The following is a 13,599-nucleotide window of genomic DNA, read 5'->3' as shown; positions in this document are numbered from 1 at the left end:
GGACGACCCCGTAGTCCTTCCGGTGATCGTCGATGAAGGCGATCATGTCCGCCACCGGCGGTCGAAGTCCGCCATCGCAAAATAAGCGCTGGCCTTGCGCAGGATCTCGTTGGCCAGCCGAAGCTCGCGGTTCTCGCCCTCATCCTGAGCTCGTCGAAGGCTCCAGTGCCGTGATCCGCTCGCGCTCGTCCGTCGTTGGTCCGGGCCGCTGGCCCTGGTACCGCTCGGCTTGCCGGACGAGAGTTCCGCAGCGTCTCGCCCGAACAACCGATCTTGGCTGCGATCGAGCGGATCGCCCCATAGTGCGAGCCGTGCTCGCCCCGGTGGTCGAACACCATCCGGACCGCGCGCTCGCGGACCTCAGGCGAAAAGGGTGTGCTTCGCTTCGTCATGGCTCCATCCTCTCGAGAGTTGGAGCCTCCGGGAAACCCAGGGCGGTTCATCATGGCGCGACCCGCTTGTTGGGCTGCGCTGCGAGGGCCAACAGGCTTATGAGCGTGGCGGCGCCGACGACCCAGGTCAGGGCTTCACCGATCCGGGCCGAGCCGAGTCCATGATCGCTCAAGACACCGACGACAGGCGGCCCAAAACCGAGGGCGATCAGGACGACGCAGGCCATGAACAGGGACGTCACTCGGGTGCGTAACCTGGGCGGCGCCAAAGTCTGGATGCCGGTGAGCCAGGCCGGCACGCCGACGCTGAGCAGGAACGTCGCGCAGCCCAGTCCGAGGATGGCGTGATCGAGCCGCGCCGCGAGACCGAACAGCATCACCGCGAGGCAGCCGGCGGACATGCAGGCCGCGATCAGGATGCGATGAGGCCGCACGCTGCCGCGGCGGTGCAACATATCGAGCAGGGCGCCGCCGCCGAGGTGCCCCAGGGGCGCACAGACGAGGAAGATCGTGCCGTACAGGCTGCCGGCCTGGGCGAGCGGAAGGTGATGGGCGTTCACCAGCACCGTCGTCGTCCAGGCGGCGACGCTCTGGAGCACGAGGGCCGCCATCGCGGCGGACAGCGTGTGGGTCCCCAGGGCGCGGCGCTGCGACCACATCCAGGCCCACAGGAGCGGTTCGCGGCCTTGCGTCGTCGGTGCGGTCGGACGTTCGCGCATCCGCAGCAGCAGCGCGAGGAGGATGGCGCTCGGCAGGAGCGTGAGGACGAAGACCGCGCGCCAGCCATCCTGCGTTCCGAGCAACGGCAGCCCGATCCAGGCGAGCACGATTCCGCCGCCGAGGAACGCGATGCTGCGGCCGAGCGTGGCGCCACTGGTGAAGACGGATGTCGCCCGGCCGAGCCGGTCGGCGGGAAACAACCCGGCCAGATGGGTCGCCGCCGCCGGTGTGAGCGGTGCCTGACTGAAGCCCAATGCCATGCGCGCGGCCAGCAAGGCCCCGACGGATGGGGCCAGACCGCACAGGACGCTCGCCGTCGTCCCGGCGACCAAGCTCAGGCGCACGGCCCATAAGCGGTCGGCCGCAGCCCCGATCGACGCGAAAAGCACGAGGCCGAGGACGTTGGGGAGCGCGAAGGCGGTGCCGACGAGCGCGCCGAGCATCGTATCGCTCACGCCCAGCGCCGTCTTGATCGCCGGCGCGAGGAACGCCAGCATCATCCGGTCGCAGAACGCGAGACAGTTGAGGGCGGAGAACAGGAGCGCGGTGCGCCACGATCCCGCGGGATCGCGTCCGCGCTCGAGGGAGGCGAGTGGGACGTCTTGCAGGGGCGTCATCGTGCCGTCGCGACCGGTTCGGTGGTGATCGGGGTCGGATGGGTGCCGGCCGCGCCGAGGCCGCGATACATCAAGTCAGCATCGCGAGCCTATGAAATTCTCAAGTGTGACCGCGAATTCTCGGATATCGCGAGGTCCTATACGCTACAAGGCGAGCGCGCCGGCTCGAAAACGTGATCGTGACTGATCGATCCTGTCGTATTCGTACGCAGCACGCCGCCGGGTTGTCGCGAAGCCGTTCCGGCCGTTCGCAAGGCTTGCGGGTCGACCGAAACCCGCTGACGGAAACCTCGGTCGACGGGGTGCCTCACGCCACGAGCAGGTCCGTATGCGTCAGGACGACTTTCGTATCGATGACGGCAAACTGGATCGCCGCCTTCGCGCCGCTGCCGTCCGCATCGTAGGAAAGGGCGCCCGAGCGCGAGTCGTAGACGATGCGATCGGTGTCATCGAGCGCACCCTGCGCCACGTCCTTGAACGCCGCCGCCGACAAAGTGCCCTCTGGCAAGGCGTCGAAGATCGCCGCCGAGAGGACGATCTTGTCCACCCCGCGAGCGAAGTCGACGATGCGATCGACGTTGTCGCGTCCGAGCGTCGTCGAGAAGACGAAGCTGTCGCTCCCACCGAAACCCTGGAGCACGTCGGCACCGCCCTTGCCGTCGAGGACGTTGGCGGCGGCATTGCCCTGGATCGTCTGGACGAAGCCGTTGCCGGTGAGAGCGATCGCCTCGGTGCCCGCCGCCGACACGGTGGTGAGCTTCTCGATCTCCTGGCCGACCGTCAGCGCGTAGCCGACGCTCGCCATCACCTTGTCGGCGCCCCCGCCGACCGTCTCGAACACGAGGTCGCCCGCGTCGTCGACGAGGTAGGTGTCGTTGCCGGCCAGTCCGTAGAGCGTGTCGGCGCCGCCGCGACCGTCGAGCAGGTTGGCGCCCGCGTTGCCCTCCAGCGTCTGGGCGAGTTCGTTGCCGGTGAGCTTGATCGCGGCGGTGCCGTCGGCCGCCTTCAGCGTCTCGATCTCCAGGCCGACGACGAGACCGTAGCTCACGCTGGTGCGGATCGTGTCGTTGCCGCCGTTCACCGCCTCGAAGACGAGGTCGCCCCGGTCGTCGACGAGATAGGTGTCGTCGCCGCCGTAGCCCTGGAGGACGTCGGCGCCGCCGCCGCCATCGAGGATGTTGGCGCCGGCATTGCCCTGGATCGTCTGGACGAAGCCGTTGCCGGTGAGAGCGATCGCCTCGGTGCCCGCCGCCGAGACGGTGGTGAGCTTCTCGATCTCCTGGCCGACCGTCAGCGCGTAGCCGACGCTCGCCATCACCTTGTCGGCGCCCCCGCCGACCGTCTCGAACACGAGGTCGCCCGCGTCGTCGACGAGGTAGGTGTCGTTGCCGGCCAGTCCGTAGAGCGTGTCGGCGCCGCCACGGCCGTCGAGCAAGTTGGCGCCCGCGTTGCCCTCCAGCGTCTGGGCGAGTTCGTTGCCGGTGAGCTTGATCGCGGCGGTGCCGTCGGCCGCCTTCAGCGTCTCGATCTCCAGGCCGGCCACGAGACCGTAGCTCACGCTGGTGCGGATCGTGTCGTTGCCGCCGTTCACCGCCTCGAAGACGAGGTCGCCCCGGTCGTCGACGAGATAGGTGTCGTCGCCACCGTAGCCCTGGAGGACGTCGGCGCCGCCGCCGCCGTCGAGGATGTTGGCGCCGGCATTGCCCTGGATCGTCTGGACGAAGCCGTTGCCGGTGAGAGCGATCGCCTCGGTGCCCGCCGCCGAGACGGTGGTGAGCTTCTCGATCTCCTGGCCGGCCGTCAGCGCGTAGCCGACGTTCGCCATCACCTTGTCGGCGCCCTCGCCGGCCGCCTCGAACACGCGGTCGCCGGCATCGTTCACGAGGTAGAGGTCGTTGCCGGCCCCGCCGATCAGCCGGTCGTCGCCCGCACCGGAATAGAGGTTGTTGGCGTGTTCGTTGCCGGTCAGCTCGAGGCCGGTCGTGCCGGCATCGGCCCGCAGGATCTCGACCTCCTGACCGGCGCCGAGCGCGAAGTCGACGCGGGCCAGCACGGTGTCCTTGCCGCCTCCGACCGCCTCGATCACGGACACGTCGGTGCCGTCGATGCGGTAGACATCGTTGCCGCCCTGGCCCGTCGCTTCGGTTCCGGAGCGCGACAGCAGGAAGGTGTTGGCGCCGGCGTCACCCTCCCCGGTCTCGAAGACGGTCACGCGGAGCCGGGCCTGGACGGCATCGCCCTGAGCGTCCACCACCGTATAGGTGAAGTCGTCCTCGGCGGAGGCGCCGACCGCGATCCGGCCCTCGATGTCGGCGGCGTAGGTGTAGCCGCCGTCCGCCGCGAGGGTGAGATGGCCGTAGCGGCCCGTCAGCGCCACTTCGCCGCCGGTGATCGCCGTGGCGGGACCCGGGGTCTGCGTCGTGTCCCCGACCGCGATGGCCTTGAGCGCGAAGCCGTCGCCGTCGGGGTGGCTGTCGTTGGCGAGGAGGTTCCCGGTGACCGTGCCGCGCTGCGCGAGGTCGGGGACATCGTCGGCGGCGAGCGGCGCGTCGTTCACGGCGGCGAGCGTGAAGGCGCGGTTGGCCGCGGCCGTGTTGAGGCCGTCGCCGACCCGGTAGCTCAGCGTCACCGGGCCGTTGGCGTCGGCAGCCGGCGTGATGGTGTAGGAACCGTCGGCATGGGCCGTGACCGTTCCGCCGGAGGCGGTCAGGCCCGTCACGGTGAGGGTGGCGGAGCCCGCATCGGCCCAGCCCTCGAGCAGCTGCGCCTTGGTGACCGTATAGGCGGTGTCCTCGATGCCGGCGGCGAGCGCGGCCTGCGCGCCCGTCAGGACCGGTGCGGTGGTGTCGATGGCGCGGCCGATGGCGGCACCGGACGTCGCGCCGGAGACGCTGTCCGGATCGAAGGACAATCCCTGGGTCGATGTATTGAGAAGCACCGAGACGGTGCCGCTGAACGCATTCGCGACCAAGAGGTCGAGCCGGCCGTCGCCGTTCACATCCGCCGTGGTCACGCGGCCCGGAGAGTCGCCGACGAGAAGGTCGGTGGTGCCGCCGAAGCCGCCGTTGCCGTCGCCCAACCGCACCGCGATGGTCTTGCCGAAAGGCAGGGTGGCGATGAGGTCGAGCTTGCCGTCGCCATTCACGTCGGCTGTCGTCACACCGGTCACGGAACTATTGAACGTGATATTGGTGGTGCCGCTGAAGCTGCCGGTGCCGTCGCCCAACCGCAGGGAGACGCTTCGGCCGCCGTAATTGGCGCTCAGGATGTCGAGCGCACCGTCACCGTTCACATCGGCGACCGTCACGTCTTGCGGAAAGCTGCCGACGGGGACGTCGGTCGTGCCGCCGAAGGTGCCGTCTCCGTTGCCCAGCCGCACCGAGACGGTGCCGCTGTCGTAGTTGGCGGTGAGGATGTCGAGCTTGCGGTCGCCGTCCACGTCCGCGACCGCCACGCTCTGCGGCTGCTGGCCGACGCGAACGTCGGTCGTGCCGGAGAAGGTACCGTCGCCCCCGCCCAGGCGCACCGAGACGGTGCCATCGCGGGCATTGGCCGTGAGGACGTCGAGCCGGCCGTCGCCGTTCACGTCCGCCGTCACCAGGTCTTGCGGAAAGCCGCCGACGGAGAACCCGGTCTCGGCGCCGAAACCTCCTTGACCGTCTCCGAGGCGCACCGAGACGGTTCCGCTTTTGACCGTGCTGGCGGCGAGGATGTCGAGGTTGCCGTCGCCGTTCACGTCGGCGACCGTCATCCTGTACGTTTCGTTGCCGATGGAGAAGCGCGTCGCGTCGCCGAAGGTGCCGTTCCCGTTGCCCAGGCGAACCGACACGGTGCCGTCGGACGTGGCGGTCAGGAGGTCGAGCGTGCCGTCGCGATCCAAATCCGCCGTGGTCACGCTGAACGGATAACCGGCGATGGTCACGTCCTGCGCCGCTGCGAAGCCGAACGTTCCGCCCTTGTTCAGCGACCCGCCGTCGAGACTGAGCCCGGTGATGGTGAGGTCCGTCGTGTCCTGCCCGGCCTCGACCGTGTAGGTGAACGTGGCCTTGCCGGCGGCGTCGAGTCCGGTGAAGCCCGCGCTGGAGCCGTTGCTCAGGATCAGTTTCGGCGTGCCCGCGGCGCCCACGGGCGACTCGGTGGTCAGCGTGAAGGTGACGGTGTCGCCCGCCGTCAGCGTCCCGGCGCGGCTCGCCGTCGCCGTGATGGCGGTGGCCTCGTTCACGTCCGCGACGGTGATCGTCAGGGCGTTGCCCTTGGTGAAGCTGCGCAGGCCCTCCGGGTCGGTCGCGACGATCGTGAGCGTGTGGCTGGTCGCGGCCTCGTGGTCGAGATGCTTGCCCGCGGCGAGCGTGACCGCGCCGGTGACCGCGTCGATCGCGAACAATCCGTCCGCGTTGCCGTCGGTGATGGCGTAGCGCAGGGCCGCGGTCGCGTCGTCCACGTCGGTCGCCGCCAAGGTGGCGATCACCGTGCCGGGCGCCGCGTTCTCGGCGATCGTGACCGAGGCGGGCTGCACCAGCACCGGCGCGTCGTTCTCGGCGGCCAGCGTGGTGCTCAAGCTCGCCGGGAGCGAGACCGTGCCGTCGCCGACCCGGTAGCTGATCGTGATCGGGCCGTTGTAGTTGTCCGCGGGCGTGATCGTGTAGCCGCCCGCGCCGTCCTCGGCGATGCTGCCGTGATCGACCGTGAGGTTCGTGACGACCGGCGTCGTGCCGTCGGGATCGGTAAAGCCCTGAAGCAATTGGGCCGTCGTCACCGTGAAGGCGGTGTCCTCCGTGCCGGCGGCGAGCGTCGCCTGCGTGCCGGTGAGACGCGGCGCGTCGTTCGCGGCGGCGAGCGTCTTGGTCAGGCTGGCGGCGGTGGACAGCGTGCCGTCGCCGACGCGGTAGCTGATGACGAGCGGGCCGTTGGTGTCGGCCGTGGGCGTGATCGTGTAGCCGCTCACGCTGTCGCCGGTGATCGTGCCGTGATCGACGGCGACGCCGCTGATCACGAGCGCCGTGCCCTCGGGATCGGTGAAGCCCTGGAGCAGCTCGGCCGCGCTCACCGTGAAGGCGGCGTCCTCCGTGCCCGCCGCGAGCACGGCCTGGGTCCCGGTCAGGGTCGGCGCGTCGTTGACCGCCGTGATGGCGACGGTGGTGAGGCCGGTGGTCGTCTTGGCGTCCGCGCCGCCGTCCGAGAAGGTCCAGGCGAGCGCGACCGAGGCGGGCGGGGTGTCGGAGGTGTTGGCGTAGGCGACCGCGCGGGCGACCGCATCGGCGAGCGCCGAGGTCGCGACGTTCGCGCCGATGAAGGTGACGACGAGCGTGCCGCCGGTGGTGGTGAAGGTGGCGAAGGCGTGGCCGGCCGCGTCGAGCAGGCTGTTGCCGGAGACGGTGAAGCCGGTGGGCGCGAAGCCGAAGGCGTCCTGCGCGTTGGCCCCGCCCTGGCGGGCGAGCGTCAGCGTCGCGCCGGCATAGTCGCCCAGCCCGCCGTTCAGCCCGTCGAGGTCGATGTCGGAGAGCGCGACGTCGGTGTCGAGCCGCACCGCCGCGCCGTCCTCGGTGAACGCGACCGTGCCGCCGAGCGAACCCTGCGGGTTGAATGTGGTGTCGAGGCTGCCATCGCTGTTGTAGCGCACCACCGCGAAGTCGATGTTGGTGCCGTTGCCGACGTTGCTGCTGGAGCCTGCGACGACGATCTTGCCGTCCGCCTGCACCGTGACGCTGTAGCCGATGTCGCTCGACGTGCCGGGGCCGACCGGGGTGACGACCTTGCCGCCGGTGCCGAACGTCGTGTCGAGGCTGCCGTTCACGTCGTATCGCGTCACGGTGAAATCGGAGCCGCTGGTGTTTGAAGAACCCGCGACGACGATCTTTCCATCCTGTTGAAGCGCAGCGCTATACGGAAGACCTCCTACGAAAGAAGGCAGCTTACCACCTGCGCCGAAGCCAGCATCCAGGGTGCCGTCGGTGTTGTAGCGCACCACATAGTTGCCAAGTGTAGTATAGCTTTGACCGGCAACGACGATCTTACCGTCCGCCTGAATGAGGACGCTCTGGCCGATATCGAAATATGGATCGCTGACGGTGATCTGGCCTGTCTTGTCAGCGCCGAAGCCGGTGTCGAGTGTGCCGTCGGTGTTGTAACGCAACACCGCGAAGTCTCTGTTGCCGGTGCTGCCCGCAACGACGATCTTTCCGTCCGCCTGTACCGTGACGCTATAGGCGGTATCGGGGTTCCCGGTGAACGCGGTCCGTACTTTGCCGGTGCCGTTGAAGCTGGTGTCGAAGCTGCCGTTACTGTTGTAGCGCACCACCGCGAAGTCGCTGATGCCGGTGGCAGCGTTGCTGTTGCCCGCGACGACGATCTTGCCGTCGGCCTGCACGAAGACGCTGCGGCCGATGTCGCTGCTCGTGCCGACCGGGGTGAGGATCTTGCCGCCGGTTCCGAACGTGGCGTCGAGGTTGCCGTCCCTGTCATAGCGCACCACCGCGAAGTCGTTGCTGGCGTCGGGACCGGTGCCTTGCCCCGCGACGACGATCTTGCCGTCCGCCTGCACGAAGACGCTGCGGCCGATGTCGGAAGACTGATTTGGGCCGACCGGAGTGAGGATCTTGCCGCCGGTGCCGAACGTGGTGTCGAGGCTGCCGTCCCTGTTGTAGCGCACCACCGCGAAGTCTGAGGTGTTGTCGGCACCGATGCCTTGCCCCGCGACGACGATCTTGCCGTCCGCCTGCACGAAGACGCTGTAGCCCCGGTCGAGCGAGGTGCCGGCGCCGACCGGAGTGAGCACCTTGCCGGTGCCGGGGCCGTTGAAGGACGGCGCGTCGTTGACGGCGGCGAGGGCGACGGTCCGGGTGGCGGCGACCGGGTTGGTGCCGTCGCTCACCGTGTAGCTGACGACGAGCGGGCCGTTGTAGTCCGCGTCCGGCGTGATCCGGTAGCCGCCCGTATAATCCGCGACGATCGTGCCGTGGGTGACGGAGACGCCCGTCACCGTGAGGCCGGCGGTGTCGGTCCAGCCGTCGAGCAACTGCGCCGTGGTGAGGGAAGTGGCGGTGTCCTCGGTGCCGGTCAGCGCCGTCTGCGTGCCGGTCAGGGCCGGCGCGGTGGCGTCGATGGCGAAGCCCGTGGCGGCCCCGGAGGTCGTGCGGGAGACGCTGGCTCCGTCGAACGAGACCGGGACGATCGAGGTGTTGAGAATCACCGAGACGGTGCCGCTGTCGGCGTTGGCGGCGATGATGTCGAGCCGGCCGTCGCCGTTCACGTCCGCCGCCTTCACGTCGAGCGGGTGGGTGCCGACGGCGAGGTTGGTGGAACCGCTGAAGCCGCCCTTGCCGTCGCCCAGCCGCACCGAGACGGTGTTGTCGTGGTAGTTGGCGGCCAGAATGTCGAGGATGCCGTCGCCGTTCACGTCAGCGACGGTCAGGCTCAGCGAACCGGAGCCGACGCGGACCTGGGTGAGGGCGGTGAACTGGCCGCCGAAGGTGGCCAAGCGCACCGAGACGTTGCCGTTGTTGTTCGCGGTGATCAGGTCGATCTGGCCGTCGCCGTTCAGGTCCGCCGCCGCGACGCTGTAGGGCTGGCTGCCCATGCCGTAGTTGGTCGTGCTGCTGAAACCGCCCTGACCGTCGCCCAGCGCCACGGAGACGTTGCTGGCGCCCTGGTTGGCCGTGAGGATGTCGAGGATGCCGTCGCCGTTCACATCCGCCGTGGTCACGCTGCGCGGATTAACGCCGACGAGGACCTCGGTGTAGCCGCTGAAGCCGCCCTGGCCGTTGTTCAGGCGCACCGAGACGGATCGGTCGCTCTGGGCGTTCGGATTGGAGCGGACGGCGAGAATGTCGAGATCGCCGTCGCGGTCCACGTCCGCCGTGGTCACGCCGAGCGTGATGCCGGCACCGGGACCGACGCTGACCTCCGTGCTGCCGGCAAAGTTACCCTGGCCGTCGCCGAAGCGCACCGAAACGGTGTTGCTGCCCTTGTTGGCCGTCAGGAGGTCGAGAAAGCCGTCGCGGTTGATGTCGGCGACCATCACGTTCTGCGGGTCGCTGCCCACGCCTACGAAGGTGCTGGCGCCGAAGTTGCCGGTCCCGTCGTTCAGGCGCACCGCGACGTTGTTGTTGCCGGCATTGGCGACGAGCAGGTCGATGTCGCCGTCCCGGTCGATGTCGGCTGCGGCCACGCTCAGGGAATAGGCGCCGGCCCCCACGCTCGTCGGCGCGGCGAAGCCCAGCGTGCCGGCCTTGTCGAGCGACCCGCCGTTGAGGTCGAGCCCGGTGACGGTGAGGTTCGTGGCGTCCTGTCCGGCCGCGATCGTGTAGGTGAAGACGAGCTTGCCGTTGGCGTCCGTGCCGGAATAGGCGGCGGCGCCGCCGTTGCTCAGCGTCAGCTTCGGCGTGCCGGTGACGGTCGGGGCGCTCTGCGTGGTGACGGTGAAGGTGACGGTGTCGCCCACCTTCAGCGTGCCCGCCCGGCTCGCGACCGCGGTGATGGCGGTGGCGGTGTTGACCGGCTGCGACATGAATTCCCTCAGGATGCGGACGATCGCCCGCGAACGGCGCGGAGCGTCGGTGTTGTTTTTCGTGGATCGCGTTCCGCGCACTGCGTGCGAGCCGGCGTTCGGCCCGTCGTGGCGGATCCCTTGAGCGTTGCCTAAGAGGCCGGCTCGGCCCGCGCATCATCCGGATGGATAATTCGCGGTAACTTTTACTTGTTTTTAACCGTATTTGGTTAATCGTGGCGAGTTTTAGGCAGCGCTATGGGAGTCAAAACGCTGTCCGTCGCTTAAGGCCGGCCGGTTATGCTGGCGAACTACGCGGAGAACCGCGGACATGCACCGCGGCCGAGGGCTCAAGGCAGGATCGACAATTGCAGGACGAGCACGACGAGTTCGACCTGACCGCGCGTCCCGGTCTTCTGGAAAATCGAGGCCAATTGCTTGCGCACGGTCGCGAGACTTTTATCCAGTGTCGCCGCGACCTCGGCGGTGCTGATCCCGCCGGCCAGCAACGCCGCGAGTTGCGCCTCGGCCGGCGAGAGCCCGAAGACCCGCTCCATCGCCGAGACCTGCACCAGCAGCGGCGTCTCCGGGTCGATCAGGATCAGCGCGGTGTCGCTGCGCTCTGGCCCGGCCCGCGGCAGCCCGATCGCGTGGACCAGGAGCGGCCGGCGCCCGCCCCGCTCGATCACCAGCCAGTCGCCGGCCCCGTGACCGGGGCGCCGCCGGCCCCGCGCCAGCAGCGCCGCGACGGCCTCGCCGACACCGCGCTCGGCCGCCAGATCCGATTCCGGCCAGCCCAATGCCTCCGCGAGCACGGCGCGGCCCCGCGCGTTCATCGCCTGGGGGCTGCGCCGCTCGTCGAGGATCACGACCCCGTGCCCGATCCGGCCGAGCGTCTCCAGCCATGCGGCCCACTGCACCAACGTTTCCCCCGACCCGTCACGGCTGCCGGTTGCGATGGGGCGTGCTCGATCGGTCGGATGGGACGGTGGCGTCGGCCGGACGCGTCCGGCCGCGCCGAGCGTATTCGGACGACCGGTCGGGTCGGAATACGCAGGGACAGACCCGCATTCATCGGCCATCATCCGCCGCATCGCGCTTCGAGATCGCTCCTCTTCGGCAAAGGACCGGCCTTTGTCCTCGCCCTCTCGGCATCAGCGGGATTTGACCGGGCAAGTCCATGACCGGGCGTCCCGAGCAACATTGCCCGGCATCCCGGTGCCGATCGGCGATCACGTTTTCAGCAGTGCGGCGGATTGTACCCTTCGCTCGCGCGTGCCCGACTTGCGGTTCCCGGCGCTCAGGCCAGATAACGGCCGCTTGCACTGGAAAAAGCCTCGCGGCTTCGAACCGCGTGCCGGTGACGGGAACACTGGCGCGTCTCGGAGATCGGCCCTGGCGAACATGGATCGAAATGCCCTGCTCGACCGCCTGCCGCCGTTTCGAGGGGCCATGAGCCGCGCCATCGTCCAGAGCACGGCCGCGATCCCGCCGGCGGAGCGTTTCGCGTATTGGCAGGATACGATCCTGCCTCATACTCAACTGAGCCTGCGCACCCGTCGCGAAGACTTCTCGTGCGAACGATGCGTGGTCCCGGGGGCGCGAAGCATTGCGTTCGACACGCGCAGCACGCCCTTTTCCGTCGAACGGCAGCGGCGGCACATCGCCGATAGCGGTGCCGATTACATCGCGCTGTCCACGCTGATCCAAGGCGACGGGACGCACGGTCAGAATGGCCGCGACATCGCGATGACGGCCGGCGATCTCGTGATCACCGATATGGGCCGGCCCTTCTCGGTCGCGACGAACCGGAGTTACCGGGAGACACGGCTCTATATCGATCGCGCCCTCTTCGAGGCCCGCATCGGACGAGCCACGGAACTCAGCGGGCTCCTTCTGAACCGAGACGCGCCGCTGGTCGGCCTGTTCACCGGCTACCTCGCCGGCTACGTGCAGGCCGTGCCGACCCTGTCCCCAAAGGAGCGCGAGACGGGGCTGGACGGCCTGCTCCATCTGCTCGCCGGACTGGTCGATCACCAACGATCCGCCGACGCGGCGGCGGACGGGCCCCTGAGCCTGGGGGCGATTCGCGACCTCGCCGATGGCCTGATCGCCCGGCACCTGTGCAGCCCCGATCTTGACGTGGATGCAATGGTGCGCGGCCTCGGCGTCTCGCGCACCCGGCTCTACGCCGCCTTTGCGGAGCGCGGCGGTGTCCGAGCCGCCATCCGCGACGCCCGCCTCGATCGCGTCCGTGCCCAATTGGCCTCCGCGGGACCGATCGAAGAGATCGCCTTTGCGGCCGGATTTCGCGACTACGCTTCATTCTCCCGCGCCTTCCGCCGCCGGTTCGGCAGCTCCCCGCGCGAATGCCGCGAGGACCGTCGCTGATGTTCTGACAAGCTATTTGGTCTATCCACGGTGTATTGCAATTCGCTAGGGTTAGAACCCTATGAACATATTGATCTGTCGGCGTAATGCGGTTTCAATAGCGCGCTGTGAGACAGGGAGGCGCCCCCTGGCGGACATGTTCTGGCTGTCGGACGAGCAATGGGCGGTGATCGAACCGTTCATGCCCAAGAACCAGCCGGGCCCCGAACGCAACGATGATCGCCAGGTCATTTCCGGCATCGTCCACGTCGTGAAGACGGGGTGCCGCTGGTGCGATTGCCCATCGGAGTACGGTCCGCCCACGACGATCTACAATCGCTTCAATCGCTGGTCCCGGCGCGGCTTCTGGAAGGCGATGCTGGCGGCACTCGCCAAGGCCGGCTGGAACGGCGAGGCCAGCGCCATCGACGCCACCTACGTCAGGGCGCACCGCTCGGCCCAGGGCGGAAAAGGGGGGCCAAGGCGCAAGCGATCGGTCCCTCGCGCGGCGGTCAGACCACCAAGATCCACGCGCTCGTCGACGTCGTGGGCCGCCCCGCGGTCCTCCTTCTGACGCCCGGCAATGCCAGCGACGTGAAGACCGCCCCCGACGTGCTGGCCGAGGCGCCCGGCCGCATCCGCCGCCTGATCGCCGACAAGGGCTACGACGCCAACTGGCTGCGAAACGACCTGCGCGAGCGCAACACCACGCCGATCATCCCCGGCACCCGCGCCCGCAAACGCAAGATCAGGCTCGACAAGAAGCGCAACCGCGAGCGCTGGCGGGTCGAAGCGACCTTCTGCCGACTGAAGGACTTCCGCAGGATCGCCACCCGCTACGATAAGCGCGCCCGCAACTTCGCCTCGGCCCTCGCCATAGCGGCTATCGTTGCTTTCTGGTGCTGATTGAGTCTCGACCCTAGCACTACTTTGGCAGATCGCTTTCAAGGTGGCTGGTCGAGGGCGGCCTCACAGTGCGGGCATCGCCGCGGTGGTGGCCGGCTGAGGTGTTCCA

The 13,599-nt window shown here is 68.7% G+C and carries 5 protein-coding genes, 1 pseudogene and 1 other annotated feature (1 of these 7 only partly in view); of the genes and pseudogenes, 2 read left to right on the top strand and 4 right to left on the bottom strand.

Features of this window, described 5'->3' with window-relative positions; genetic code table 11:
* Positions 1-88 (bottom strand) — a sequence feature (AL1L pseudoknot); it reaches 4 nt to the left of the window's first position.
* The 4 genes and pseudogenes from HNR00_RS11290 to HNR00_RS25930 all read right to left on the bottom strand — a co-directional run.
* Positions 5-392 (bottom strand): annotated as a pseudogene (locus HNR00_RS11290) (transposase); the annotation flags it as partial. (Overlaps the previous feature by 84 nt.)
* A 50-nt stretch (positions 393-442) precedes the next feature.
* The gene (locus tag HNR00_RS11285; RefSeq protein ID WP_183569273.1) at positions 443-1,729 is read right to left on the bottom strand and encodes an MFS transporter; all 1,287 of its coding nucleotides are present in this window, start codon (positions 1,727-1,729) and stop codon (positions 443-445) included.
* A 307-nt stretch (positions 1,730-2,036) separates the two neighbouring features.
* Positions 2,037-10,235 carry an FG-GAP-like repeat-containing protein gene (locus HNR00_RS11280; RefSeq protein ID WP_183569271.1) on the bottom strand — a complete coding sequence of 2,733 codons (8,199 nt, stop codon included), beginning with the start codon at positions 10,233-10,235 and terminating at the stop codon, positions 2,037-2,039.
* Between the two features lie 329 nt (positions 10,236-10,564).
* Entirely contained in the window at positions 10,565-11,134 is a 570-nt protein-coding gene (locus HNR00_RS25930) for a helix-turn-helix transcriptional regulator (protein ID WP_183569268.1), read from the bottom strand.
* Between the two features lie 532 nt (positions 11,135-11,666).
* Between HNR00_RS25930 and HNR00_RS11270 the strand changes: the two genes are divergently transcribed.
* Together HNR00_RS11270 and HNR00_RS11265 are read left to right on the top strand one after the other, a co-directional pair.
* Entirely contained in the window at positions 11,667-12,605 is a 939-nt protein-coding gene (locus tag HNR00_RS11270; RefSeq protein WP_183569266.1) for a helix-turn-helix domain-containing protein, read from the top strand.
* A 127-nt stretch (positions 12,606-12,732) separates the two neighbouring features.
* Positions 12,733-13,490 (top strand): IS5 family transposase gene (locus HNR00_RS11265; protein WP_183569522.1). Its coding sequence is split into 2 segments (ribosomal slippage): positions 12,733-13,063 and positions 13,063-13,490, totalling 759 coding nucleotides; the frame shifts between segments, so codons are not numbered across the junction.
* Positions 13,491-13,599 lie beyond the last annotated feature (109 nt).

It is taken from the genome of Methylorubrum rhodinum, from assembly GCF_014199935.1.
Lineage (GTDB): Bacteria > Pseudomonadota > Alphaproteobacteria > Rhizobiales > Beijerinckiaceae > Methylobacterium > Methylobacterium rhodinum.
Note: the sequence above shows the minus strand (reverse complement) of the source record. Positions and strands in the feature narration are given on the sequence as shown.